We start from the raw sequence: 23,736 nt of genomic DNA on the forward strand, positions 1-23,736 counted from the left end.
AACGAAAGTCAAGGATACGAATCCCGGATTCCGCCAGACATGAGCCTGCCTCACCAGCAAACCGGAGAGTGATCATGTCACTTGGAATCACCTACAAAAAATCCAAACGGGCACTAGGGATTGGCTTCGCGCTTCTGCTTGGCTCCACTGCCGTGCCTGCAATCGCTGAACAACCCACCCTAAGCGAAGAAGCCTTCGAAGCTTCCAAGCAGCTCTACTTTGAACGCTGCGCCGGTTGCCACGGCGTACTGCGCAAAGGCGCGACCGGCAAAAGCCTCGAGCCGATCGTGAAGAAAAAGAATGCCGACGGCACCGTGACCGAATCCGGCACGCTCAAGCTCGGCCAGGAACGTCTTGAAAAGATTATCTCCTGGGGTACCGAAGGCGGTATGAACAACTTCTCGGACATCATGACCGAGCAAGAAATCAAAGACATGGCGACCTACATCATGATGGATCCGCCCAAGCCGCCGGAAATGTCGCTTGAGCAGATGAAACAGACCCGCAAGGTCTATGTAGAAGAAGCCGACTACCCGACCGAGCCGCTGCACGGCCGCAACTGGGAAAACTTCTTCGTCGTCATCGAGCGTGACGTGGGTAAAGTGGCCGTGATCGACGGCGACACCAAAGAAGTTCTGGCACACATCCCAACGGGTTACGCTGTGCACGTTCTGAAAGCGTCCGAGCACCACAAGCTGGAAGAGCCGGAAAACCCGGGCCGCTTCTGGTACACCATGGGCCGCGACGGCAAGATGACCAAGATCGACCTCTGGCAGACGCCGGACAAGATGCTGGTTTCGGAAGTTTCCATCGGTTATGACGCCCGCGACGTGGCTGTTTCCGGCGACGGTAAATACGTCATCGGCGGTGCCTACTGGCCTCCGCACTTCGCAATTGTTGACGCGATGACCATGGAGCCGCTGAAAGTGGTTTCGACCCGCGGTACCAACGTTGACGGTGACTATGTGGAAGAAAGCCGCGTGGCTGCCATCTACACCACCCCGAACGAGCCGACCTGGATCGTTGCCGTGAAAGAACTCGGCCAGCTGTGGCAGGTCGACTACTCGGACCTCGACAACCTGCGCATCGACAAGATCAACTCGGCCAAGTTCCTGCACGACGGCTTCTTTGATCCGACCGGTCGTTACTTCCAGATCGCCGCAAACGCGTCGAACAAGATGGTTGTTGTCGACACCAAAGAGCGCAAGCTTGAGGCAATGATCGACACCGCACCGCTGCCGCACCCCGGCCCCGGTGCCAACTGGAACGACCCGAACTGCGGTCCGGTTGCTGGTACGACTCACCTCGGCGAAGGTACTGTGACTGTCTGGGGCAACGACCCCGAAGGTCACCCGGACCAAGCCTGGAAAACCTGCTACGAAGTGGAAACCGACGGTGCGGGCCTGTTCATCCGGACTCACCCGAATTCGGACTACTACTGGGCTGACCAGACCAAGCACCCCGAGCTGGAAGTTCAGCAATCGGTGCAGGTCATCTCGAAAGAGACCGGCGAGATCGTGAAGACCATCCAGATCACTGAAGACGAAGGTAACGTTGCTGTTCACTTCGAATTCAACAAGGACGGTACCGAGGTCTGGGTTTCCAAGTGGAACCGTGCAACCTCGAAAGAGCCGAACGGCGAAATGGTCATCTACGATGCCAAGACGCTGGAAGAAATCGGCCGCGTGAAGGGGCTCTACGCCCCGACCGGCAAGTTCAACGTCTACAACCGTTCGAACCACGTCACCTAAACCGACGTTTCATCGTCTCCGGAAGGGCGGGCCCAGCGCCCGCCCTTCCTCTTTACAAAGCGGTATCGGGATTGCGGCGACCGGCAGGACAGTCCGGTAGCACCCGCCAAGAACCCGGCAAATGCCTTCCGCTCCTCGCAATCCAATCAAGCGCCCTTCCCCCATGGGGCCGTTAGCAAAAAAGCCAAGACGGAGCTTGGACATGACCAACGAAACGGAAACCAAAAAGCCGATCTGGCGGCGGTATTTCATCTACGGAATGCCACTTGCCGGGATCGCTGCGGCGTTTATCGCCGGTATCGTCTTCTGGGGTGGTTTCAACACCGCCATGGAAGCCACCAACACCAAGGATTTCTGTATCTCCTGCCACGAGATGAATGATTTCGTCTACCAGGAGTACAAGGGCACCATTCACGACGTGAACCGCTCGGGTGTGGGCGCAGTCTGTTCCGACTGCCACGTGCCCAAGGACTGGACCCACAAGATGATCCGCAAGATCAAGGCCTCGAAAGAGCTCTACGGCAAGGTGATGGGCACCATCAACACCGAGGAGAAATTCGAAGCCAAGCGCCTGCATCTGGCCAAGAACGAATGGAAGCGGATGAAGGCCACCGACTCGCGCGAGTGCCGGAACTGTCACGACTTCGAGTCGATGATGCCCGAGTTCCAGAAACCCCGCGCCCGTCAGCAGCACCTCAACGCGATGACCACCGGCCAGACCTGTATCGACTGCCACAAGGGGATCGCCCACACCAGCCCGCGTGACCGCGCCTCCGATGAATTCCTCGAGATGATCGAGGCTCCGAACCCGGACTTCATCCGCGAGATCCCGCAGGAATACCTCGACAGCCTTGCCCGCGTCGAAGCCAAGGAAGCGGCCGAAGCTGACGCCAAGAAAGCGGCAGACGCGGCAGCGCGTGAACAGGTTCAGGCCCAGATCGCAGCTGCGGTCGAAGAAGCCGTGGCCGCGGAACGTGCCCTGGCAGCCGGTGAAACCTCGGCCGATGCAGGCGCTTCGGTTGGTGGCAACATCGACTGGAACGCCATCACCCCGGCGGACATGACCCTCTTCTACCCGGGTCAGGCGTCGTTCGAATGGGTCCAGAACGGCAAACAGCACGGCGGCGCACGTCCCCTCACCAAGGGTGGCGACCAATGCACCACCTGCCACGCCAAGGAACTTGAAGCCATCGGCAACAAGATCGTGGCTGGCGCTGGCGGCAAGGAAGACGAGCTTGAACCCACCCCGATCCCGGGCAAACGCGGCACGATCCCAGCCACCCTGCAAGCGGCCCACGATGGCGAAAACGTCTACTTCCGCCTGCAATGGCCGGACACGCCGCACGCCCCTGCCCCCTTCGTGGACGGTGGCAAGATGGACCCGGAAAACCAGGTCAAGGTGGCAATGATGATCACCGGCACCGGTATCGAACTGGGGGAACAGGTCGGCTGCTGGGCAACCTGCCACGCGGACAACACCTACATGCCCTTTGATCCGGGTGCAGAAGGTCTTGCCGCCGCAGGTGACATCGCCGCACGCCTGAATGCCGAAACCAGCGTCAGCAAGTACCTCGCCGAGTCGCGCACCAAGATCGAGATCAAGGGGCGTCGCGGCAAGGCTCAGGGCGGCTGGGACAAGCTGAAGGCAGCCGAAGAGATCGACCAGTATCTCGCCGACGGCACCTTCATGGACCTGATGCGCGTCTATGCCGACGGCAGCGCCACCAACGGCTACCTGCTGGAAAGCCGGGTCCAGAACGAAGGCGAGATCGCCGCATCGGCCAAACTCTCGGCTGGCATGTGGACCGTGGTCTTCTCCCGCGCCCTCGACACCGGTGCCGCAGGTGATGTTCCGCTCGAAGCGGGCAAGACCTACACCGTCGGCTTTGCCATCCACGATGACTATGCCGCTGCGCGCTTCCACCACGTGACGCTCAACACGAGCCTAGCACTGGACGACGCAAACGCCACAATCAACGTGGTCAAGCAATAAGCGAACCCAAGCGGCCGGGCCCTCCCGGCCGCTTCTTTCTTTTCAAGGCGAGGAGTTTTCGAGATGCGCCACACCTCTTTTCTGACCGCCACCCTGCTGTCCCTCGCGACAGCTTTCCCCGTTCTTGCCGGCGATGACGACGCGGCCGCGCTCTGCGCCGAGGCCGAACAGCGTTACGTCGACATCTTCGGTGAACCATCCTCCGCAGCGGAGGGCGTGACGGTTGTCACCATGTACAAATACAAATTCTGCCCGGCAGACATCACCGTTCCCGCAGGCACAACCGTGCGCTGGGTTAACGTCGAAAAACGCACCAGCCACAGCGTCCTGTCGCCCGACGCGGGCATGCCCGAATCCGATCGCGCCTTTCCCGAGGAAGTCATCGAATTCACCTTCCTGGAGCCGGGGCCCGTCGATTACCTCTGCGGCCCGCACTGGGAAAGCCACGACATGATCGGCATGGTGACCGTGTCGCCCTGACCGCGCCCCGAGAATCCCTAAAATACCCCAGAGGCCCGCATGATTTTTGCGGGCCTTAACTTTTGTCAAGGAAGCCAAACCGCTGACTTGCCATCTTGCCCCCATGAGATGCCAGGATTCCCAAGCCCTCATTGCCCCACCCGACCCTGGGCAAAGGCGCAACGGTACCCCGGTTCAAAGTAATCTTTAGGACGAGCGAGATACCCCATGACCGGCAAAGTTTTCCTCATCGGCGCAGGCCCGGGCGACCCCGAACTGATGACCCTGCGTGCCCTGCGGATGCTCGAATCTGCCGAAGTCGTCGTCTACGACCGACTGGTGTCAGACGAAATCCTCGCCCTGATGCCCAAGGACGCCGAAACCATCGCCGTGGGCAAATGCCCGCGTCACCACCCCGTGCCGCAGGACCGGATCAACGAGATCCTGCTTGAACAGGCGCAGGCCGGCAAAGCCGTGGCCCGCCTCAAGGGGGGCGATCCGATGATCTTTGGCCGTGGCTCGGAAGAAGCCGCCTACCTCATCGAAAACGGCGTCGAGATCGAATATGCCCCCGGCATCACCGCCGCGCAGGGCGCGTCCTGTTCGACCGGCGTGCCGCTCACACACCGCGGCCTTGCCACCAGCGTGCAATACGTGACCGGTCACCGTCAGGCGGGCAAGGTGCTCGATCTCGACTGGAAGCGCCTCGCCGATCCCGACACCACCCTCGTGATCTATATGGGCGTTTCCAACATCGGCCAGATCGCCGTCGGTCTGATGACCGAGGGCCTCTCCGAACAGACACCGGTCCTCGCCATCACCAAGGCCACCACCAGGGAAGAGCGCCGTCTGGTCTCGACCCTTGGCAATGCCGCCCGCGACGTACGCGAGGCCGACGTCATCAACCCCACCCTTTTCATCATCGGCAAGGTGGTGTCCCTCTACGGAGAAAACGCCGCCGAGCTGTTCGAGCCGGTTAGCGCCCATGCCTAGTTTTGCCCGCATCCTCCCCCGCCGCAATGCAAACCAGCGTGCGGCTCTCCTTGGCGCCCTGATCGTCCTGGCCTGTGCCCTGACGCATCCGGGCGCCGCAAGGGCCGAGGATCAGGTCAATCCCGAAGCACTGCAACGCCTTGTCCACCAGGATTGCGGCTCCTGCCACGGCCTGCGCCTCAAGGGCGGTCTTGGCCCCGATCTGCGCCGCGAGGCGATCGAACACTACGAAGCCGACATCCTGCAAATGGTGATCCTCGACGGGATCGAGGGCACTGCCATGCCGCCATGGCGTCCGCTGATGAGCGAAACCGAAGCCGCATGGATCGCCGATTACCTCCTCAAGGGAGACTACGAATGAAACGCCTCACCACCGCGCTTGCCCTGATCCTCGCCACCTCGGTCTCTGCCGAACCCACCGCCACCGGCGATCTGGGTCTGGTGATCGAACGTGCCAAGGGTTCTGTCCTTCTGGTTGATCAATCCGACCGCGCCGCCCTGGCCCGGATCGAAGGCCTTGGCGATCTCTCGCACGCCTCGCTGGTCTATTCGCCCGACGAACGCTTTGCCTATGTCTTTGGCCGCGACGGCGGGCTGACCAAGGTCGACATCGTCACCCGTGAAATCGCGGGCCGCGTGGTTCAGGCCGGCAACGCCATCGGCGGCGCGATTTCGGACGACGGCAAACTGGTCGCGGTGTCCAACTACGAACCCGGCGGCGTCCGCATCTTCGATGCCGAGACCCTCGAGATGGTTGCCGACATCCCCACCGACAGCAAAACCATCGGCCTTGTCGATGCCCCCGGCCGCCGCTTTGTCTTTACCATGTGGGATTCCGGCGAGACCTGGATCGCCGACCTCTCAGGCGACGAGATGGAGATCACCAAGATCACCGACATGGGCGAAAACCCCTATGACGCGCTGATCACCGGCAATGGCCGCACCTATATCACCGGCCTCTTCGGCGAAGACGGCCTCACCGCGCTGGATCTCTGGGAAGACGATCCCAAACCGATCCGCGTCCTGCCCGGCTATGGCCGTGGCAAAAAGGAAATGCCCGTCTACAAGATGCCCCACCTCGAAGGCTGGGCGCTGACGGGCCGCGAATTCGTCCTGCCTGCCGTCGGCCACCACGAAGTGCTCTGGGTCGATGCCGACACACTCACGGAGACCGGACGCACCCAGACCTATGGCCAGCCCGTGTTCGCCATGGCACGTCCGGACGGCCGCCAGGTCTGGGTGAATTTTGCCCACCCGCTGAACGACACCATTCAGGTGATCGACAGCAAGACCAAGACCATCATCCACGAATTCAAGCCCGGCCCGGCCGTGCTGCACATGGAATTCACACCACGCGGCCACGAAATCTGGATCAGCGTCCGCGATGCCGGAAAGGTCATGGTCTACGACACCCACACCTTTGAAAAACTGCGCGAGATCGAAGCAGACAGCCCCTCGGGCATCTTCTTTACCGCCCGCGCCCACCGCACGGGGCTTTGATCATGAAAAACGTTGCCGATCCCATCGACCGCGCGCTGCTTGACGACTGGCAGCGCGGCTTCCCGATCACCGCCCGCCCGTTCCTGCGCATGGCCAATGTCCTCAACATCGCCGAGGACGATCTTCTGGCCCGCCTGCAACGCATGGTCGCCTGTGGCCGCATCGCCCGCGTCGGCGCAACCTGCGCACCCAACACCATTTCGGCAAGCACCCTCGCCGCCATCGCCGCACCGCCCGAGCGCATCGAGGAAGTGGCCGCGCTAATTCAGGACGAACCGGGCATCAACCATTCCTACCTGCGCGAAGATACGTGGAACCTCTGGTTCGTCGCCACCGGCCCCGACCGCGCCTATGTCGATGCCACCCTCGCCCGCCTGGAACAGCGCAGCGGCCTGCGGGTTCTCGACCTACGCCTTGTCCGCCCCTTCAACGTCGACCTCGGCTTCCGCATGAACCAGCCCGAGGCCGGAAAAATTCCGCGCACCCACCGCGCCACCGACCTCAGCGTCCTGCGCGAAGACGACCGCGACATTCTTCAGGCCCTCTCGGTCGGCCTCCCCCTCACCAGCGCGCCCTATGCCGCGCTTGGCTTTGATCTGGGCCGCAGCGAAGACGACATCCTCGACCGCGTCGCGGTTCTGGCCGAGGCCAACATCATCTCGCGCCTTGGCGTAATCGTCCGCCACCGCGCCCTTGGCTGGAGCGCCAATGCCATGGTTGTCTGGAACGTGCCCGCCGATCAGGTGGCCATCGCCGGCCCGCGCCTCGCCCTGCAACCGGGTGTGACGCTCTGCTATGAACGCACCCCGGTCGAAGGTGTCTGGCCCTATCGTCTTTATTCGATGATCCATGCCCAAAGCCGCCTTGAAGCGCTCAAGCACCTCAGCAACGCCGCCGCCATTCCCGAACTGGCGGGCGTCCAGTACAAGGCCCTGTTCTCGCTGCGCTGCTTCAAGCAGACCGGTGCAATGATCGCCGCAAGGCCGGAGCGCGCGGCATGAGTGACCTGACCCAATCCGATCGCGACCTGATCAACCTGCTTCAGGAAGACATGCCGCTGGCGCATCGCCCCTTTGCCCCGCTTGCCGCGCAACTGGGGATCAGCGAAGACGACCTCATCGCCCGCATCAAGCATTTGAAAGAAGACGGTTTTCTGACCCGCTTCGGCCCGTTCTTCGATGTCGCGCCGATGGGAGGTGCCTTCTGTCTCTGCGCCATGGCGGTGCCCGCGGCGGAATTCGAAACCATCCTGACCAAAGTCAATGCGCATCCCGAGGTGGCGCATAATTATGAACGCACACACCACCTGAACATGTGGTTTGTCCTGGCAACGGAAACCCCCGAGGGAATTGCCGACGTCGCCGGGAAAATCGAAGCGGAAACAGGCATCAAGGTACACTGTTTCCCGAAACTGAAAGAGTTCTTCATAGGGTTCAAGGTCGCAGCATGACACTCGACGCCACAGATCGCGCCATCATCGAAGCCCTGCAAGGAGGCCTGCCGCTTGTGCCCACGCCTTATGCCGAGGCCGCGCAGACGCTGGACCTCCCCGAAGAGGCCCTGATTGCGCGCCTTCAGGACATGAAGGACACCGGTGTCATCCGCCGCATCGCCGCCGCCACCAATCACTACAAGCTGGGCATGACAGCCAATGGCATGACCGTCTGGGACGTCGCCGATGACCGCCTTGACGAACTTGGCCCCCAGATCGGTGCCCTGCCCTTTGTCACCCACTGTTACGAACGCCCGCGCGCCCTGCCGGAATGGCCCTACAACCTGTTTGCCATGGTCCACGGAGCCTCGCGCGACGAGGTCGAAGAGAAACGCAGCCAGATCACCGCCATCCTTGGCGATGCGCTGCGCGGCGCGGACATCCTCTATTCGACCCGTATCCTGAAAAAGACGGGGCTGCGGCTCCGCAAGAAGGGGTAGTCCCATGTTCCGCCTCACCGAATACATGCACCAGCTGGTCAACCCGACACCCGTGCGCCAACGCCGCGGTTCGGGGCCTGTGAAACCCGTTGTCATCTGGAACCTGACCCGCCGCTGCAATCTCAAGTGCCGCCACTGCTATACCGTTTCTGCCGACGTGAACTTTCCCGGTGAACTCAGCGAGGAACAGGCCATGGCAACGCTGGCCGACCTTGGGGATTTCAAGGTGCCTGCGCTGATCCTGTCTGGCGGTGAACCCCTCGACAGCCCCTATCTCTTCCAACTTGCCGAAAAGGCCCGCAAACAGACCCGCGTTCTGGCCCTCTCGACCAATGGCACCAAGATCTTCGGCGAAACCGCCGACCGCGTCGCCGAGATCGGCTTTGACTATGTCGGCATCTCGATCGACGGCATCGGAGACACCAATGATTGGTTCCGTGGTGTCGAAGGCGCCTTTGACAACGCCGTGCGTGGCGTGCGCGAGCTGAAAAAGCGTGGCGTCAAGGTTGGCCTGCGCTTCTGCCTTACCGAAGGCACCCAGCACAACCTGCCCGACCTGATCAAGCTTTGCGACGACGAAGGCGTCGACAAGTTCTATCTCTCGCACCTCGTCTATGCCGGTCGCGGCGACAAGAACCGGGGCGAAGACGCCCACCACCTGATGACCCGCGCCGGCCTCGACCTGCTTCTGGAACGGGCATGGGAATCCGCCTCCGGTGGCCGTCCGCTCGATATCGTCACCGGCAACAATGACGCCGACGCAGGCTATTTCCTGCAATGGGTGCGTGCCAACTTTGACGCCGAAAAAGAAGCCCACCTGCGCGAACATCTCGCGGCCTGGGGCGGCAACTCTTCCGGTCTTGGTGTCGCCAACATCGACTTTCTGGGCAAGGTCCACCCCGATACCTACTGGTCGGATTACACCATCGGCAACGTCAAGACACAGAAGTTCTCGGAGCTCTGGGCCGGCGATGACCCGATGCTTGCCACCCTGCGCACCCGCCCGCGCCCACTCAAGGGCCGCTGCGGCGCCTGCCAGCTCAAGGACGTCTGCGGCGGCAACACCCGCATCCGCGCCCTGCAACTGACCGGCGACCCCTGGGCCGAAGATCCCGCCTGCTATCTCAGCAACGCCGAAATCGGCGTCACCGACGAAGGTGAACGCCTGAACGTCACCCCTTTCCGAGGCAAAAGCCATGACCCGCAACACCGGTTCTTCTAAACATCCTACCTTCCCAAACTCCCCTGTTGGACGGATCGGTGATGCAGTCTCGGCCCGCGCCTCTGGCCAGCGACCTTCTCTCCACGCTGGCCTAAAATTCGGCCTCGCCAGCGCCGTCATCGCCTTTGCAGGCATGGCTGGTGCGACCGAGGCCATCGACGCCGAAGCGCTCTATCAAGAGCACTGCGCCTCCTGTCACGAAGAAAGCCGTCTTGGCGGCACCGGCCCGGCGCTGATCCCTGAAACTCTCAAGCGTATGCGCGGCCCCAAGGTGGCCGGCGTGATCCTCGACGGTCGCCCCGCAACCCAGATGCCCGCCTTCGCCGAAACCCTGTCGACGGAAGAAGTCGACGCCATCGCCGCCTACCTCAAGTCTCCCCTTGCCGAAACCCCGGTCTGGGGCGAAGCCGAGATCATGGCCAGCCGCGAATTGCGCGACGACTATACCCCCGCCGACACACCCATCTGGTCCTCGGACCCGATGAACATCACCCTGGCGGTGGAAACCGGCGATCACCACGTGAGCGTGCTGGACGGTGACACCTTCGAAGTGCTCGACCGTTTCGCCACGCCCTTCGCCGTCCACGGTGGCCCGAAATTCGCCCCCACCGGCCGCTATGTCTTCATCATGTCGCGCGATGGCTGGGTCCAGAAATACGACATCTACTCGCTGCAAGAGGTCGGCCGCGTCCGCGCCGGCGTCAACAGCCGCAACATCGCGATGAGCTCGGATGGCAAATGGCTGGCGGTGGCCAACTACCTGCCCAACACGCTGACCATCCTGTCCACAAGCGACCTCTCCGTCGCCGAGGTCCACGACATCACCGGCAAGGATGGCACGCCCAGCCGTGTCTCGGCTGTCTATCAGGCCCCGCCCCGCGACAGCTTTGTTCTGGCCCTCAAGGACGTTCCCGAAATCTGGGAAGTGTCCTATGCCAAGTACCCCGACCTGAACCTCTTTGCCGGCGGGCTGGCCCATGACTGGAAGATCGAAGGCCCCGTGCCGCAGGACACCCCCTTCCCGATCCGCCGGATCACCACGCCGGACTACCTCGATGATTTCTTCTTTGACCAGTCCTATGAATACGTCATGGGCGCCTCGCGCGGGGGCCAGAACGGCCTCGTGATCGACCTCGTGATCGGCCAGAAAACCGCCGATCTTGATCTGCCCGGCATGCCGCACCTCGGGTCTGGCATCACCTGGGCCTATGGCGACACCACCGTCATGGCCACGCCGCATCTAAAAGACGGGGTCGTTTCGGTCATCGACATGACCACCTGGAAGACCATCAAACGCATAAAAACCGAAGGACCCGGCTTTTTTATGAGAAGTCACGAGAATTCGCCCTACGTGTGGGCAGATGTCTTCTTTGGTCCCAACAAGGATGCGATGCACGTGATCGACAAACAAAGCCTCGAGATCGTGAAAACCCTGCGCCCCGTGCCGGGGGCCACCGTCGCCCACGTGGAGTTCACCAAGGATGGCAGCCACGCACTCGTGTCGGTCTGGGAAGATGACGGCGCGGTGCTGATCTATGACGCCAAAACCCTTGAGCAAGTGGGCCGCCTGCCCATGCGCAAGCCATCAGGAAAGTACAATGTCTGGAACAAGATCACCTTCTCCGAAGGCACCAGCCACTGAAGCACTGATCGTCGCTCACGGCCAGCCTTCCGATCCCGAGCCCGCCGAAGCGCGGCTCGCGGAACTGGCCGCACGCGTGCAATCTCACCTGCCCGACCACCGCGTGACCTCGGCCACCATGGCCGCGCCGGACGCGCTTGAGAACGCCCTTGCACGGGCCGGAGACGATACCCTGATTTACCCGCTGTTCATGGCGGATGGCTGGTTCGTGCGCACCGCACTGCGCAAACGGCTTGACGGCCACAACGTACAGGTTCTGCCCCCCATGGGCCTTGATCCGGCCCTTCCCGCCGTCGCCGCCATCGCCATTCGCGAGGCCGCGGCCCTGCGCGGCTATGACCTGCACGACACCTCTGTCCTTCTCGCCGCCCACGGCTCGGCACGCGGACAGAAGGCCGCGGAATCCGCCCGCATCTTTGCCAACCACCTCGCGCAAATCCTGCCGGTGGCCCGCATCGCCCCGACCTTCGTGGAACAGGCCCCCTATATCGCCGAGACCGCCCAGAGCCTGCCCGGCCCCGCCCTGTGCCTGCCCTTCTTTGCGCAGGAAGGCGAACACGTGCGCGACGATGTGAACGGCACCCTGCGGGGACTTGGCTTTGCCGGGCCGCTGCTGCCCGCCCTGGGCCTCTGTCCCGGTATCCCGCAACTCATCGCCAATGCACTACGCCAGGAAACCCGTGAAAGGGCCGCCGCATGACATCCGAAGATCCCGACCGCTGGTCGACACGCAAACTCGCCGTGCTGTTTTATCCCTTCTCGGCCGCCGCCGTGGCCATCAACGTCTACTTCATCGGTCTGATGTGGCAGGCCATCGGCATTCCGGCGATCACGCCAGTGGTGTCGTTGATTGTATCTGTCCCACTTGGCGTACCTGCGACTTGGCTGATTGCAAAATGGATTCGCGGCCTGATGGACGAAGCCGACCGCCCGGTCATGCCCTCGTCCGAATAGGTTTTCAAAACATCGCTCAAAATCAAAAAGGCGCAGGAGAGATCCCGCGCCTTCTCTGTTTCCGCAATCCCCTGATCCTCAGACCAGAACTTCGATCCTTGCGCCCTTGAAGTGGGACACCAGTTCCACCGCCATGCTCGGCTCGACAAGACACAGCGCCGTCGAAAGCGCATCCGCAAGCACGGCCTTTGAGGCCGACACCGAAACCAGCGTGGACTTGGCTGCCTCGCCATTGGGGCCAAGGATATGCCCCCCATTGCCAAGCGACATCGCAAGCGGCGCAGAGGTCGCAAGGGCACGATCGGTCATCTTCAGGCGCGCAACCACGTCGCCCTCTGGCCGGGCCACGCCAACCGCCCAGGGCGTGCCGTCCGCACGGCCACCAATGGCGGCAATCTCGCCCATGTCGACCAGCACGTCGCGCAGGCCCCGCGCCTTCAGAAGGTCGGAAATCCGGTCGGTGATCGCCCCTTGGGCAATCCCGTTCAGGGTCAGCGCCCCGTCCAGCACGACACGGTCGATATCGAAGCGCAGGCGCTGCCAGCCAACCTTTTCCTGCGCCCTTTGAGGGTCGCGCCCTTCGGCCAACGCCTGCCACAGCGGCTGTACGGTCGGATCAAAGTGACCGCCGCTCGCCGTGTGAACCGCTCCGGCAACGCTCAGAACCTGCAACAACTCTGGCGACGGCGCCTCAAGCACCCCGTCACGGTTCAGGCGGCTGACTTCCGAGTCACTGCGGTAGAGGCTGAAAATACCCTCAAGACGCGCCAGCTCGGCCTCGACAGCGGCAAACACCGACTGGGCCTCACTCTCGGGCACGCCGACAAGCTGCATCGAAACCTGCCCTCCAAGGGCACGTCCCTGCCAGCGGGCAACCTCGGCCTGTGCCAGGGCCGGGACCGCGCCCATCGCGGCGGAAATGGCGAGAAAGCGACGTCGGTTCAATTGGGTCATGACGGGGTCTCCAGGGCAATTTGAAAGTCGACAGGGCCGAGAACGGCCTCATCGGGTATCTCGCTTAGCGGCAGCACCTCGCCGCCGTAGGTGCTCAGGAACTGCGCAGCGCCTTCTGGCGAGGCAAAGGGCACGATCTCGGGCGCGCCCATGCCACCGGCCACCGGTGCGCCCACCACAAAACTTGCGCCATCTGCGGCAATCCAATTGTCCGAACCCGGCTGTTCCCAACTCGCCGCGACGCTCATGTCGCTGACATAGACGGCAAGGATTTCGGCATCACGTTCCGGGCTTTTCAGATAGGCCACCATGTCGCGCACCTGCGCAAAGAACAGCGGCACAGGGTATCCCTCAAGATGGATCTGCCCCTTGGGGCCACCGTGTTCGGCGATGTTCATCTGGCAAAAAAAGCTTAGCGCCTCTTCGGTCAGTTCAACCGGCGCAGGCGGGGCCTTGGCCTCTTCCTCCTTGCACCCGGCCACCGCAAGCGCGGCCATCAAAAGGGCGGGAATGATCCTCATGGTTCGATCCTCCGGAACACAAGACGCGCGGCAGCAAAGCCGAGGAACGGCCACAGCAACAGCGACACCGGCGCCGCCCAGTTCGGCAGCGCATTCGCCGCACCCGCCATGCCGCTGGTCAGGGCCACCCCTTCCGAGGCCGCCACGTTCCAGACACGGAAGGCATCCGCCGGATTGGCCACCATCACCCAGGGGAAAACCTGGCGGGTAAACACGCCGCCTTCATCCATCACTACAGCCCCCAGAAGGCCAAGATCGAACAGAACCACGAACACCAGCCACAGCCCGGCCGACATGCCCGCCGCCGCCGTCGCGGTCTTGCTCAGGGCACTCATCAGATAGCCAAGGGTCAGGAACACACCGCCCAACAGGATCGACGTCGCGATCAGCCGTGCCAGCGCCATAAGGCTCTCTGGCCCTGCGCCGCCGTACCAGGCCGCCACCGCCCCTGCGGTGCCAAACCCGATCAGCATGGCAAAGCCCAGCGCCGCAAGATGCGCGGCAAACTTGCCCAACAGCACCTCGCCCCGCCCGGCAGGATAGCTCAGCAACAGCGCAAGGCTGCCACGGTCGGCATCGCCCGCGATGGCATCAAAGGAAATCATCAGCGCTAGAAGCGGCGCAAGGTAGACCGACAGCGTGGTCATCGAGGCCACGGACACCGTCAGCATATCAACCCCCAGCGATCCGGTCGGCGCGCTGCCGGCAAAGGTCAGCGCCAGCGCAAACAGCACCATGATCAGCGTCGCGGTGAACAGCCACCGGTTCCGCCGCAGGATGCGCATCTCAGAAGATGCAATGGCAAGAAAACGCATCATTGGCCTGCCTCCTGTGCATAGTGGCGATAAAGGTCTTCAAGGCGTGGCGGCGTGATCTCGACATCGGCCACGGCCTCGCCCAACTGGGTGATCCGGCGCAACTCGGCCATTTTCTGATCCGGCCCGCAAAGGATCTCCACCGAGGCCCCGTTGATCCGCGTGCCGCCAATCTCGGCGGCCACCGCATCGGCATTCTGGGTCGCGCGAATGCGCAGCTTGGTCTTCAGACCGGCCCGCGCGCTCAGGCCCTCAAGCGTGTCATCCGCCACCAGCACACCCTTGCGCATGATGGCAATCCGGTCGGTCCGGGCTTCGACTTCGGTCAGGGCGTGGCTGGCGATCAGCACTGCCGTCCCCTGCGCCGCCAACTCGTCGATAATGGCATAAAGGTCCTGCCGCGAAATCGGGTCCAGACCGCTGGTCGGCTCGTCCAACAGGGCCACCTTTGGATGGCCCAGCAAAACCTGCGCCAAGCCCAGACGCTGGCGCATCCCCTTGGAATAGGCGCCAATCCGGCGATCCATCGCCTCGCCCAATCCCACACGGGCCAGCAACCCCGGCACATCGGCCTTTTCGCCAGACAGGCGCGCAAACAGGGTCAACTGCTCGCGACCGGTCAGTGCCGGGTGAAAGCTCACCGCCTCGGGCAGATAGGCCGTGGCCGTCCGCGCCTTGCCGCTGCCCGGTTTTGCCCCCGCCACGCGGATTGCGCCGCCGTGGATCGGGGTCAGCCCCAGCACTGATTTGATCAGGGTCGACTTGCCCGCGCCATTATGGCCCAAGAGCGCCACACGCTCTCCCGGCTGCACGGTCAAAGTCACGTCATCCAGAACGCGCACCTTGCCGCGATCCTTGCTGACGCTTGAAATTTCCAAAGCCTTATCCGTCATGAGGCACCTTTTCGCTGACGTCGGGTCTGACGGGTTTCATCATCGGGTGGCTGTCGATCACGCCGCCCGGCAGCAGGGCCGGAAAAGCGGATTGCGACCAGCGCACCAATTGCACTGCGGGCGAGCCAAGAAGCAGCTTCGCCGAGGGTTGGGTCCACAGCACGTGATCCATGCTGTCATTCGGGCGATAGGGCGCATCGGCGATACCGTTGCCATCCACATCAAAGGCGGCAAAATCGCTCCAGTAGTTGCCCCGGCCCTCTTCGGACCACTCGACCCATTTGGTCGAGACATATTTCACCTGCGTACGGTTGCCGATGAAGGCATTGCCAAGGATACGATTGTCCTGGCTTCCGGCGGTGAAATGAATGCCAATCCCACATCCCTCGAACCAGTTGTCGCGGAACATATTCTTGTGTGAATTGTAAAGGAACGTGCACTTCTCCTGCGCGTTCACAACATAGTTGCCGCTGATCTCGCCCCGGTTGGCATAGTTCAGCATGACACCGTGTTCCCGGTCTCCGATCGATACGTTGTCGGCCACTTTCACGCGGGTGGAAAACATCACCGCATAGCCCAGATCATTGCCGATCGAGACATTGCCCGTGACCTCGCTGTCATCGGCATACATGTAGTGAACCGCAAAGCGCAGATCGCGGAACAGGTTGTCGCGAAAGATGTTGCGACGGCTCGAGTTCACGAAAATCCCGTCACGTCCAAAGCGCACGTCGTTGCCTTCAACAACCGCGCCCGGCGCGTTCCAGACATAGATGCCGTTCCCGCGCGAGTTCATGCGACGATCAAGACGTCCTTCGATCCGGTTGCGGGCGACCAGCGACTTCTTGGCGCCGTGAATGTCGATACCATAGAGATTGCCCAGAACGACGTTGTCGAGCACCTGCGCCCGCGTCGCCTTCTTGGTCAGCTTGATACCGCTGTCGATGGTCTCGTGGCTTGAACCCGATCCCAGAACGGTCAGGCCGCGAACAATCACGTCTGGCCCGTCCACCGTGACGACCGAACCTTCGCCCTGTCCGTCAAGGGTGGCATGGCCTTGCCCATCAAGGATCATCGGCCGATCCAGAAGGACGTTTTCGGCATAGGTGCCGGGGCTCAGGCGGAGGGTGTCTCCATCCGCCGCCTGCGCCAGTATTTCGGCAATGGCCCCTGCCCGGTTCGGCACGTCCCAGTCGGCGGCCCCCAGAGGGGTCGCCATCAGTGATGCTATGAGCAGGAACCAACGCATGGTTTACGCTCCGCGCGGTTCTACGAACATGCGGCCGCGCATTTCCATGTGCAGCGCGTGGCAGAACCACTGGCAGTAGTACCAGTGAACACCGGGACGCTCGGCAACAAAGGTGACCGACGCGGTCGCCTGCGGCCCGATCTCCATGGCAACACCAAAGTTCGCCATGCAGAAGCCGTGGGTCAGGTCATCGATGTCATCCAGGTTGGTGACAATCACGGTGACCTCGTCGCCCTGCTTCACGGTGAAGGTTTCCAGCGCAAAGTTCGGCGCTTGGCTGGTCATGTAGACGCGGACCTTGTTGCCGTCGCGGATGACAGTGTCCTGCCAGTCGTCGAGATCAACGCCGTCTGCCTCTGCCTGTGCACGCGCATCAGCCCACATCGGGTCATTGCGGTCCCAGGTGTTGACCGGGTTCACTTTCGAGCGGTGAACAATGATCGAGTCGTGCGGCTCGGCGAAGGTCGGGCCGTCGTGGACCACCTTCATCTTGTCGCCCGAAATGTCGATCAGCTGCTCGTTTTCCGGCTTCAGCGGACCCACGTTCAGGAAGCGGTCTTTCGAGAACTTGTTCATCGAAATCAGCCACTTGCCGTCTGCCTCGGCGGTTTCACCCATCGAGGTCGAGTTGTGGCCCGGCTGATAGTGAACGTCGACTTTGTCGAGGATCGGATCAACATCCTTGCCTGCATAGGCGTCGATGGCTTTCTGGATGTCCCACTTCACGACCTGGCTGTCGAGGAACAGCGTGGTGTAGGCGTTGCCACGGTTGTCGAACGCGGTGTGGAGCGGGCCAAGACCCAGCTGCGGTTCCGCAACAACGGCCGAACGCGGATCGGCGCCGTTTGCAAAGATCTCGTCCACTTTCTGAACGTCGATCACCGAAACGGTCGGCGACAGCTTGCCGTTGATCATGATGTGGCGCTTGTCGGGGCATGCGTTCACACCGTGCGGCGAGTTCGGGATCGGGATATAGGCGGTCAGGTTGCCCGGCGCGCCCTTGCGGCCGTCCACGACCTTGGCACCGTTCAGTTCCTGATAGTTGCCCGCTTCGATCGCGGCTTCGATGGCCTTGATGTTGAAGACAACAACGTGGTCCAGCTCGCTCTCGGTCATCTCGGCGAGGTTCACACCCATTTCCGAGTTGTACGAGGTCGAGAAGGCATATTTGCCCTGATAGTCACAATCGGTGTTGTCGAGGTTGCCCGACACGATCACCTGCCAAGCAACTTTCATCTCGTCGCCGTCAACGGCGGTGAAGATGTTGACGTATTGCGACTTGTCGTCGAGGACCGAACCGTCGTTGACCAGCGGTGCTTCGTGCTCGCCGTTGGCAAAGACATACCCGGTGCGCGGATATTTCTGCGGACGCAGGCCGTGAATATCAAGCGCGTTCGGGATCTCGATGATCTTGTCACACTTCATCACGTCACAACGCACACGGGCCACACGGGTGTTGGCCTTGTCGTTCATGAACAGGAAGCGGCCATCATAGGTGCCGTCGGTGAACGACATGTGCGGGTGGTGCAGGTCGCCGTTGTCATAGGTGACCTTGCCGTTGGCATGCAGGAACTCTTTGGTTTCCGGCAGCAGGCCCTCGGTCAGAATCTTCAGCGACTCGTTGGTCTGGCCCCAGCCGGTTGCCGAGCAACGGTTGAACACCGGAACACGCATCAGCTCGCGCATCGACGGCACGCCGAGGATACGCAGCTCACCGGTCTGGCCCGACGACCAGAAGCCATAGTACTCGTCAAGGTCACCCGGTGCGAGGTGCGCATTGTTTGCCGCCTGTGCCGGGGTGGCTGTCAGGAGCGAGCTGCCCACACCGGTACCGGCCAGAACGGCCCCCGTTGCGGTTGCCCCCAACATGCCCCGACGGGTCATGGACAGGCCTTTCTTGGTTTCTTCAGACATGGTTTCCTCCTTCAAGAATCCTAAGTCGTTTTGGCGTTTGGGTGATTTGCCGGCGGTTTCCCCTGAACAGGGATCTTGATGTCCGCCGTGCCGGTTTTCGCCCGTCGCTTGATTTGACGGATGACCACCGGACATTTCGTGTCGGACTGGTACAGCACCTGACAGTGCAGACAGTCGACGCATTCGTTTGGATTGATCTCACCGGTCGGGTGGATCGCCTGTACCGGACATTCGTTGGCACAGGTCTGGCACGGGCTGCCGCAATCCTTGTAACGGCGCAGCCAGTCGAACATGCGGATGCGGGCCGGGATCGCCAGCGCCCCGCCCAGCGGGCAGAGATAGCGGCAGTAGAAGCGTTCGATGAACAGGCCGGCCACCAGAAGGGCCACGGCGAAGACTACGAACGGCCATTCCCGCACGAACTTGAGGATGATCGCGGTCTTGAACGGCTCGACCTCGGCATAGGTCTCGGCCATCGGGATCGACACCATGCTCAGGCCGAACAGACCAAGAAAGATCATGTATTTCGCAGGCCACAGGCGTTCATGCAGGCCCCACGGCAGGGTGATCTGCGGCACCTTGAAGGCGCGTGCGATCTTGTTCAGCAACTCCTGAAGGGCACCAAAGGGGCACAGCCATCCGCAATAGGCCCCACGGCCCCAGAACAGCAGCGCGGCCGCGATGGCAAACCACTGGATGAACACCAGCGGATCCATCAGGAAAGCATCCCAGGTGAAACCGCTGCGCAGGCTACCGGCAAGCGCCATCAGGTTCACCACGCTCAGCTGCGCATTGGCGTACCAGCCAAGGAAGAACAGCGTGACCGTCAGATAGCCGATCCGGAACCAGTAGAAGACACGCGCATTCGCGGTTGCCTGGAACTGGAAGAAGAACACGCCCGTCAGCACCAGGAGCATTGCGCCCAGCACACCGATCTCAAACGTCTTGTCTTTCCAGATGCGTTTCCACAAGGCCGATTTGGCCGCCGCTTCGCTGGTGGCATCCTCGATCACCTTCGGCGCAGCCATCGGCAGCAGGTATTGCTCGGGCAGCTTGTAGCCGAGGTCATAGGTCAGAAAGGTCTTTTCAATCGGGCCAACGGCGCGTTGCGCCAAAAGCTGGATGCGGAAGGGCTGCGCCGGGTCAAACTCGACATCGGCCGGGATCTTGAACAGGTCCAGTTCCACGAAACTCGGGCTGTCATCCGTGGCCAACTCGCCAAGACGGCGCTGCTGCTTGTCAAAGAAACGGACGTTGTTGTCGCCCTGGATCAGCTGGATACGGTCAAAGATACCGCCCCGCACATATCCCGAGCCCTTGAAGCTGTAGATCCCACGGCCCAGCATCAGGATCGCGTGCTCACCGGGTTCCAGCCACTCGACAAGGTTCTTGTATTCCGCCTCGCCCAACAGCGACTTGCCGATCGACGGCACCGAGGCCAGCGCCACGTGCATGTCGATATAGGTGTCGTCCGGCTCGCCCGGTTCGGGGCGTTTGAGAACACGGGCATCTCCGGTGTCTTCAAAGGCCTTGTTGATCTGTCCGACATCCAGCGTCATGCGACGCACCGACCCGTCACCCGACAGGGTCGACCAGTCTTCGGTGCCCTCGCGGGCCATATCGATTTCGCGTTTGGGTCCGGTTTCGACCTGCGAAAGCCCCCCAAGGCCCAAAGCCCGCGACACCTTGATCCCGGCACGCACAACGCTGTCATCGATCACCATCACGGTCACGGTCGCACCGGAAATGATATCGAGTTCGTGACCTTCACCACCGGTGGCCGCCTCGATCTTGAGGTCCAGCCCGGCATAGCCCTCGGTCAGGGCCACCATCTTAGATTCCGGGATACCGATCAGAACAATGGGTTCCGAGTGTTTGACCAGCTTCACACCGGTCAGCACCGCGTCATCATCAATGGCTGCAACCACGTGAATGGGTTTGCCGGAATACCCGGTGGTGCCCACGAAATCCGAGGTCAGGAAGGCCCATGCAACGGTTTCGCCGCCCTTCAGGATCGGGGCAACTTTGACATCGTCACGCACCTGACCGAAACCATCGGCTCCGGGCACCAGCTCTTCAGGAGCAATATCAGGGAGAAAACTGGCGAGGCTGTCTGCTTTCACCTCGGCCGCGACGATCGACACGAGAATGAAGATCACGGCACTCAGCCAGGAAAAGATTGCGCGCTTTGCACTCACAGCGCACCTCCTTCACTTAGAGAATACGCCATGAACGCGCACGGGGCGCGGTCCGTTCTAACTTGGGGCGCGGCTGGAGGGCCGCGCGTAATGGGGCGCAACCAGCGCACGCCCTCAGGTGCAATCCCCCCGACAAGCGGGGCCTCCTCCGAAAGCGAAGCCACCACCGATACAATCACCGGATCAGCGTCGTGAAGGCCTGGAGTGGAAACGGCGCACATCACGCAATCACCACAATCGGGACACGGGGCTTCGCCCTCTTCATCCTCAAAGTCGATCTGCATCATCACCGGGCCATACTCGGCGCAGATTTCGATCCACTCACCTTCCGACGCCTGCGACACCACAGGCAAGATCATCTGCAAAACCAGCGCAAGCATCCCCAGAACCGGAACAAAAAGACGCCGGAGGCGCGCTTGGGCACCCCGGCGAGATCTTGCTCTGTAAAAGTTCTGCGCAAGCATGCGCGACTCCACTGACTGACTTGATGCAACCAGAGGTACGCCTCGTTCCGAGTCGCCGACTTGACTTTGGTTAGGCACGGATCGGATTTTTTTGAATGGATGGTCAAATCTGCGGAAAGTGACCCATTCACGCAGTGCGAAACCCGCACCTCCGCAATACCGACGCAATACCGACGTAATACATACGCCGGTTTTCGGCCCTTATTCCGGCGTCCAGGCCTGCGCGACCGGCGCCGCGATCCGCAGCAAATCAACCGCCCGCGCGGCGATCTGCGCAACCACGTCATCAAGGGTTTTGGGATGCAGATAGAAGGCAGGCACCGGTGGCAGGATGATCCCTCCCATCTCGGTCACTGCTGTCATATTGCGCAGGTGCGCCAGCGTAAGGGGCGCTTCTCTTGTAAGCAAAATCAAGGGCTTGCGCTCTTTCAACTGCACCCCCGCGGCCCGCGTCAACAGGTTGTCATCCAACCCGTTGGCAATGGATGCAAGGCTGCGCATGGAACAGGGGGCCACGATCATCCCCGCCACCGGAGCCGACCCCGAGGCAATCCGCGCCCCCACGTCGCGCACATCATGTGAGGAAGACGCGATTTTCTTCAACCCTTCCAGAGTGTTATCACCGCACTCCTCGCTCAGCGTCCGCTCTGCCGCAGAGCTGACAACAAGGTCAATTTCGGCCTGAACCGCGTGCAATTTCCGCGCCACCGCCACGCCCAGCGCCGCCCCAGAAGCTCCACTTACCCCCAGAACCACCCGCGCCGTCATGCCCGCAACTCCGGCAGGCAACGGGCAATGAAATCTTCCGCGAAATCAGCATCTTGCGGACGCACCGCCATCACTTCCCCCCACTCCCGCGAGGTCTCGGCCCCGATCTTCCGGGTGGCATCAATCCCGATCTTCCCCGCCAGCCCCGGTTCGGGTGAAGCAAAATCCAGATAGTCCATCGGCGTACGCTCCAGAATCGTCACATCCCGCGCCGGATCCATCCGCGTCGCCAGCGCCCAGGCGATGTCGTCCCAACTGCGCACATCCAGGTCATCATCCACCACGACAATCATCTTGGTATAACTGAACTGCGGCAACATCCCCCACAGCCCCATCATCACCCTCTGCGCCTGCCCGGGGTAACGCTTGTCGATGGCGATCACCGCCATCCGATAGGAACAGGCGGCCGGTGGCAGCCAGACATCCCTGATCTCTGGAATCTGATCGCGGATGACCGGTAGTGACAGGCGGTTGAACACCTCGCCGATGATCGCAGGCTCATCCGGTGGTCGCCCCGTAAATGTCGACAGGTAAAGGGGATTTTCGCGATGGGTGATCGCCGTCACATGCATCACAGGAAAAGGTTCCGCCGCGTTGTAATATCCGGTGTGATCCCCGAACGGCCCCTCCGGCGCGGTGTCGCCTGCGCTGATCCAGCCCTCTATCACGATCTCCGCGTCAGCAGGCACCATCATCGGCACGCTCTTGGCAGCCACCACCCTGGGGCGCACCCCACCCAGCGCGCCGGCAAAGGTCAGTTCCGATACCGTCTCGGGCAAAGGCAGTGCCGCCGACAACAGGGTTGCCGCATCCGCCCCCAGCACGATGGCCACCGGCATCCTTTCCCCTGCCGCCATCCAGCTGCGCATGTGTTTCGCGCCACCCCGATGCTCAAGCCAACGCATGATGATCCGTTCCCGCCCAATCACCTGCGCCCGATACACCCCAGCGTTATAGGCATTCACATCTTCCACACCACTTTGCGCCGACCGCGTCAGGACAACCGGCCATGTGATCAGCGGCCCTGCATCACCGGGCCAATGCGTCTGCACGGGGATACGCGCCAAATCAACGTTTTCCCCTTCAAGAACAATCTCTTGCACCTTCGCTCGCTTCACCGTTTTGGCCCGCGTCGCTAGCGCTGCCTTCAACATCGGCCAGCGCGACAGGGCATCACGCGCCCCCGACGGCGGGGTGGGAGAGCGCAGCGCAGCAAGGAATGCCCCCAGATCATCCAGCTGTGCTTCGCCTACTCCCAGCCCCGCCGCGACCCGTTCGGGAGTTCCGAACAGGTTCGCCACGACGGGCATCCCGGCCACCGACCCGTCCGCCAGAACCGGTCGGTCAAATTGCAGAACAGGACCACCACGCTCAAGCACCGCCTTGTGGATCGCAGTCATCCGATGCGCGACCTCCACCGGCTCGGCCAGACACGCAAACTGATCCGTGGCACTGGCCCAGGCCAGGAAACTGCGCAGGTCGGGATGGGGCGGCAAGGCGCGCATGGCACTCTCGTG

23 protein-coding genes are annotated in these 23,736 nt (G+C 62.0%); 13 read left to right on the forward strand and 10 right to left on the reverse strand.

Going from position 1 to position 23,736, the window contains the following annotated elements; translation table 11 throughout:
• The first annotated feature begins 74 nt into the window (after positions 1-74).
• The 13 genes from ABWV42_RS03215 to ABWV42_RS03275 all read left to right on the forward strand — a co-directional run bounded on the left by ABWV42_RS03215 (position 75) and on the right by ABWV42_RS03275 (position 12,446).
• Entirely contained in the window at positions 75-1,751 is a 1,677-nt protein-coding gene (locus ABWV42_RS03215) for a cytochrome D1 domain-containing protein (protein ID WP_255104948.1), read from the forward strand.
• A 202-nt stretch (positions 1,752-1,953) separates the two neighbouring features.
• Positions 1,954-3,744, forward strand: coding sequence for a NapC/NirT family cytochrome c (locus ABWV42_RS03220; protein WP_255104945.1), 1,791 nt, complete (start codon positions 1,954-1,956; stop codon positions 3,742-3,744).
• A 63-nt stretch (positions 3,745-3,807) separates the two neighbouring features.
• Positions 3,808-4,224, forward strand: a complete 417-nt coding sequence (locus ABWV42_RS03225) for a cupredoxin domain-containing protein (protein WP_353338860.1) — start codon at positions 3,808-3,810, stop codon at positions 4,222-4,224.
• A 207-nt stretch (positions 4,225-4,431) separates the two neighbouring features.
• Positions 4,432-5,196 (forward strand): uroporphyrinogen-III C-methyltransferase, encoded by a 765-nt coding sequence (cobA, locus tag ABWV42_RS03230; protein ID WP_353338861.1) that lies wholly within the window; start codon positions 4,432-4,434, stop codon positions 5,194-5,196.
• The gene (locus ABWV42_RS03235; RefSeq protein WP_353338862.1) at positions 5,189-5,557 is read left to right on the forward strand and encodes a c-type cytochrome; all 369 of its coding nucleotides are present in this window, start codon (positions 5,189-5,191) and stop codon (positions 5,555-5,557) included. The genes cobA and ABWV42_RS03235 overlap by 8 nt, the downstream gene beginning before the upstream one ends.
• The gene (locus ABWV42_RS03240) at positions 5,554-6,696 is read left to right on the forward strand and encodes a cytochrome D1 domain-containing protein (RefSeq protein WP_255104937.1); all 1,143 of its coding nucleotides are present in this window, start codon (positions 5,554-5,556) and stop codon (positions 6,694-6,696) included. Before ABWV42_RS03235 ends, ABWV42_RS03240 begins: the two co-directional genes overlap by 4 nt.
• Positions 6,697-6,698: 2 nt before the next feature.
• A complete protein-coding gene (ahbB, locus tag ABWV42_RS03245) occupies positions 6,699-7,697 on the forward strand; it encodes a siroheme decarboxylase subunit beta (RefSeq protein WP_353338863.1) in 999 nt (332 codons plus the stop codon).
• Complete coding sequence (locus tag ABWV42_RS03250) at positions 7,694-8,146, forward strand: Lrp/AsnC family transcriptional regulator (protein WP_353338864.1); 453 nt, start codon at positions 7,694-7,696, stop codon at positions 8,144-8,146. The genes ahbB (ABWV42_RS03245) and ABWV42_RS03250 overlap by 4 nt, the downstream gene beginning before the upstream one ends.
• Positions 8,143-8,628, forward strand: coding sequence for a siroheme decarboxylase subunit beta (gene ahbB / locus ABWV42_RS03255; protein WP_353338865.1), 486 nt, complete (start codon positions 8,143-8,145; stop codon positions 8,626-8,628). The genes ABWV42_RS03250 and ahbB (ABWV42_RS03255) overlap by 4 nt, the downstream gene beginning before the upstream one ends.
• Before the next feature lie 4 nt (positions 8,629-8,632).
• Positions 8,633-9,850, forward strand: coding sequence for a heme d1 biosynthesis radical SAM protein NirJ (gene nirJ / locus ABWV42_RS03260; RefSeq protein WP_353338866.1), 1,218 nt, complete (start codon positions 8,633-8,635; stop codon positions 9,848-9,850).
• Between the two features lie 133 nt (positions 9,851-9,983).
• Entirely contained in the window at positions 9,984-11,492 is a 1,509-nt protein-coding gene (locus tag ABWV42_RS03265; protein WP_353339507.1) for a cytochrome D1 domain-containing protein, read from the forward strand.
• On the forward strand, positions 11,449-12,192 hold the full coding sequence (locus tag ABWV42_RS03270; protein WP_353338867.1) for a sirohydrochlorin chelatase: 744 nt from the start codon (positions 11,449-11,451) through the stop codon (positions 12,190-12,192). Before ABWV42_RS03265 ends, ABWV42_RS03270 begins: the two co-directional genes overlap by 44 nt.
• Positions 12,189-12,446: a hypothetical protein gene (locus tag ABWV42_RS03275; protein ID WP_255104924.1), complete on the forward strand. Its 258-nt coding sequence runs from the start codon at positions 12,189-12,191 to the stop codon at positions 12,444-12,446. The genes ABWV42_RS03270 and ABWV42_RS03275 overlap by 4 nt, the downstream gene beginning before the upstream one ends.
• A gap of 78 nt (positions 12,447-12,524) precedes the next feature.
• Here the strand turns inward: ABWV42_RS03275 and ABWV42_RS03280 are convergent, their stop codons facing one another.
• The 10 genes from ABWV42_RS03280 to ABWV42_RS03325 all read right to left on the reverse strand — a co-directional run bounded on the left by ABWV42_RS03280 (position 12,525) and on the right by ABWV42_RS03325 (position 23,724).
• Positions 12,525-13,400 (reverse strand): FAD:protein FMN transferase, encoded by an 876-nt coding sequence (locus tag ABWV42_RS03280; RefSeq protein ID WP_353338868.1) that lies wholly within the window; start codon positions 13,398-13,400, stop codon positions 12,525-12,527.
• Positions 13,397-13,921, reverse strand: coding sequence for a nitrous oxide reductase accessory protein NosL (locus ABWV42_RS03285; RefSeq protein WP_353338869.1), 525 nt, complete (start codon positions 13,919-13,921; stop codon positions 13,397-13,399). Before ABWV42_RS03285 ends, ABWV42_RS03280 begins: the two co-directional genes overlap by 4 nt.
• Positions 13,918-14,739: an ABC transporter permease gene (locus tag ABWV42_RS03290; RefSeq protein ID WP_353338870.1), complete on the reverse strand. Its 822-nt coding sequence runs from the start codon at positions 14,737-14,739 to the stop codon at positions 13,918-13,920. Before ABWV42_RS03290 ends, ABWV42_RS03285 begins: the two co-directional genes overlap by 4 nt.
• Positions 14,736-15,629 carry an ABC transporter ATP-binding protein gene (locus tag ABWV42_RS03295; protein ID WP_255104915.1) on the reverse strand — a complete coding sequence of 298 codons (894 nt, stop codon included), beginning with the start codon at positions 15,627-15,629 and terminating at the stop codon, positions 14,736-14,738. Before ABWV42_RS03295 ends, ABWV42_RS03290 begins: the two co-directional genes overlap by 4 nt.
• On the reverse strand, positions 15,619-16,875 hold the full coding sequence (locus tag ABWV42_RS03300) for a nitrous oxide reductase family maturation protein NosD (RefSeq protein ID WP_353338871.1): 1,257 nt from the start codon (positions 16,873-16,875) through the stop codon (positions 15,619-15,621). Before ABWV42_RS03300 ends, ABWV42_RS03295 begins: the two co-directional genes overlap by 11 nt.
• A 3-nt stretch (positions 16,876-16,878) precedes the next feature.
• Entirely contained in the window at positions 16,879-18,789 is a 1,911-nt protein-coding gene (nosZ, locus tag ABWV42_RS03305) for a TAT-dependent nitrous-oxide reductase (protein WP_255104910.1), read from the reverse strand.
• 20 nt (positions 18,790-18,809) lie between these two features.
• Entirely contained in the window at positions 18,810-20,933 is a 2,124-nt protein-coding gene (locus ABWV42_RS03310) for a 4Fe-4S binding protein (protein ID WP_502930946.1), read from the reverse strand.
• 50 nt (positions 20,934-20,983) lie between these two features.
• Positions 20,984-21,451 carry a DUF2946 family protein gene (locus ABWV42_RS03315; RefSeq protein WP_353338873.1) on the reverse strand — a complete coding sequence of 156 codons (468 nt, stop codon included), beginning with the start codon at positions 21,449-21,451 and terminating at the stop codon, positions 20,984-20,986.
• A 201-nt stretch (positions 21,452-21,652) separates the two neighbouring features.
• The gene (locus tag ABWV42_RS03320; protein ID WP_353338874.1) at positions 21,653-22,219 is read right to left on the reverse strand and encodes a UbiX family flavin prenyltransferase; all 567 of its coding nucleotides are present in this window, start codon (positions 22,217-22,219) and stop codon (positions 21,653-21,655) included.
• Entirely contained in the window at positions 22,216-23,724 is a 1,509-nt protein-coding gene (locus ABWV42_RS03325; RefSeq protein ID WP_353338875.1) for a UbiD family decarboxylase, read from the reverse strand. The genes ABWV42_RS03320 and ABWV42_RS03325 overlap by 4 nt, the downstream gene beginning before the upstream one ends.
• Positions 23,725-23,736: the final 12 nt, after the last annotated feature.

Source organism: Pelagimonas sp. KU-00592-HH, assembly GCF_040369695.1.
Lineage (GTDB): Bacteria > Pseudomonadota > Alphaproteobacteria > Rhodobacterales > Rhodobacteraceae > Shimia.

Excerpts from the sequence above, each read along its gene's own strand:
- ABWV42_RS03215 (WP_255104948.1), top strand. The coding sequence starts at position 75 with ATGTCACTTGGAATCACCTACAAAAAATCCAAACGGGCACTAGGGATT.
- ABWV42_RS03280 (WP_353338868.1), bottom strand. The coding sequence starts at position 13,400 with ATGACCCAATTGAACCGACGTCGCTTTCTCGCCATTTCCGCCGCGATG.
- ABWV42_RS03220 (WP_255104945.1), top strand. The coding sequence starts at position 1,954 with ATGACCAACGAAACGGAAACCAAAAAGCCGATCTGGCGGCGGTATTTC.
- ahbB (WP_353338865.1), top strand. The coding sequence starts at position 8,143 with ATGACACTCGACGCCACAGATCGCGCCATCATCGAAGCCCTGCAAGGA.
- ABWV42_RS03285 (WP_353338869.1), bottom strand. The coding sequence starts at position 13,921 with ATGAGGATCATTCCCGCCCTTTTGATGGCCGCGCTTGCGGTGGCCGGG.
- ABWV42_RS03275 (WP_255104924.1), top strand. The coding sequence starts at position 12,189 with ATGACATCCGAAGATCCCGACCGCTGGTCGACACGCAAACTCGCCGTG.
- ABWV42_RS03325 (WP_353338875.1), bottom strand. The coding sequence starts at position 23,724 with ATGCGCGCCTTGCCGCCCCATCCCGACCTGCGCAGTTTCCTGGCCTGG.
- ABWV42_RS03300 (WP_353338871.1), bottom strand. The coding sequence starts at position 16,875 with ATGCGTTGGTTCCTGCTCATAGCATCACTGATGGCGACCCCTCTGGGG.
- ABWV42_RS03250 (WP_353338864.1), top strand. The coding sequence starts at position 7,694 with ATGAGTGACCTGACCCAATCCGATCGCGACCTGATCAACCTGCTTCAG.
- ABWV42_RS03235 (WP_353338862.1), top strand. The coding sequence starts at position 5,189 with ATGCCTAGTTTTGCCCGCATCCTCCCCCGCCGCAATGCAAACCAGCGT.
- ABWV42_RS03315 (WP_353338873.1), bottom strand. The coding sequence starts at position 21,451 with ATGCTTGCGCAGAACTTTTACAGAGCAAGATCTCGCCGGGGTGCCCAA.
- nosZ (WP_255104910.1), bottom strand. The coding sequence starts at position 18,789 with ATGTCTGAAGAAACCAAGAAAGGCCTGTCCATGACCCGTCGGGGCATG.
- ABWV42_RS03320 (WP_353338874.1), bottom strand. The coding sequence starts at position 22,219 with ATGACGGCGCGGGTGGTTCTGGGGGTAAGTGGAGCTTCTGGGGCGGCG.
- ABWV42_RS03290 (WP_353338870.1), bottom strand. The coding sequence starts at position 14,739 with ATGATGCGTTTTCTTGCCATTGCATCTTCTGAGATGCGCATCCTGCGG.
- ABWV42_RS03240 (WP_255104937.1), top strand. The coding sequence starts at position 5,554 with ATGAAACGCCTCACCACCGCGCTTGCCCTGATCCTCGCCACCTCGGTC.
- ABWV42_RS03265 (WP_353339507.1), top strand. The coding sequence starts at position 9,984 with ATGGCTGGTGCGACCGAGGCCATCGACGCCGAAGCGCTCTATCAAGAG.
- ABWV42_RS03295 (WP_255104915.1), bottom strand. The coding sequence starts at position 15,629 with ATGACGGATAAGGCTTTGGAAATTTCAAGCGTCAGCAAGGATCGCGGC.
- ABWV42_RS03270 (WP_353338867.1), top strand. The coding sequence starts at position 11,449 with ATGTCTGGAACAAGATCACCTTCTCCGAAGGCACCAGCCACTGAAGCA.
- ahbB (WP_353338863.1), top strand. The coding sequence starts at position 6,699 with ATGAAAAACGTTGCCGATCCCATCGACCGCGCGCTGCTTGACGACTGG.
- ABWV42_RS03225 (WP_353338860.1), top strand. The coding sequence starts at position 3,808 with ATGCGCCACACCTCTTTTCTGACCGCCACCCTGCTGTCCCTCGCGACA.
- nirJ (WP_353338866.1), top strand. The coding sequence starts at position 8,633 with ATGTTCCGCCTCACCGAATACATGCACCAGCTGGTCAACCCGACACCC.
- cobA (WP_353338861.1), top strand. The coding sequence starts at position 4,432 with ATGACCGGCAAAGTTTTCCTCATCGGCGCAGGCCCGGGCGACCCCGAA.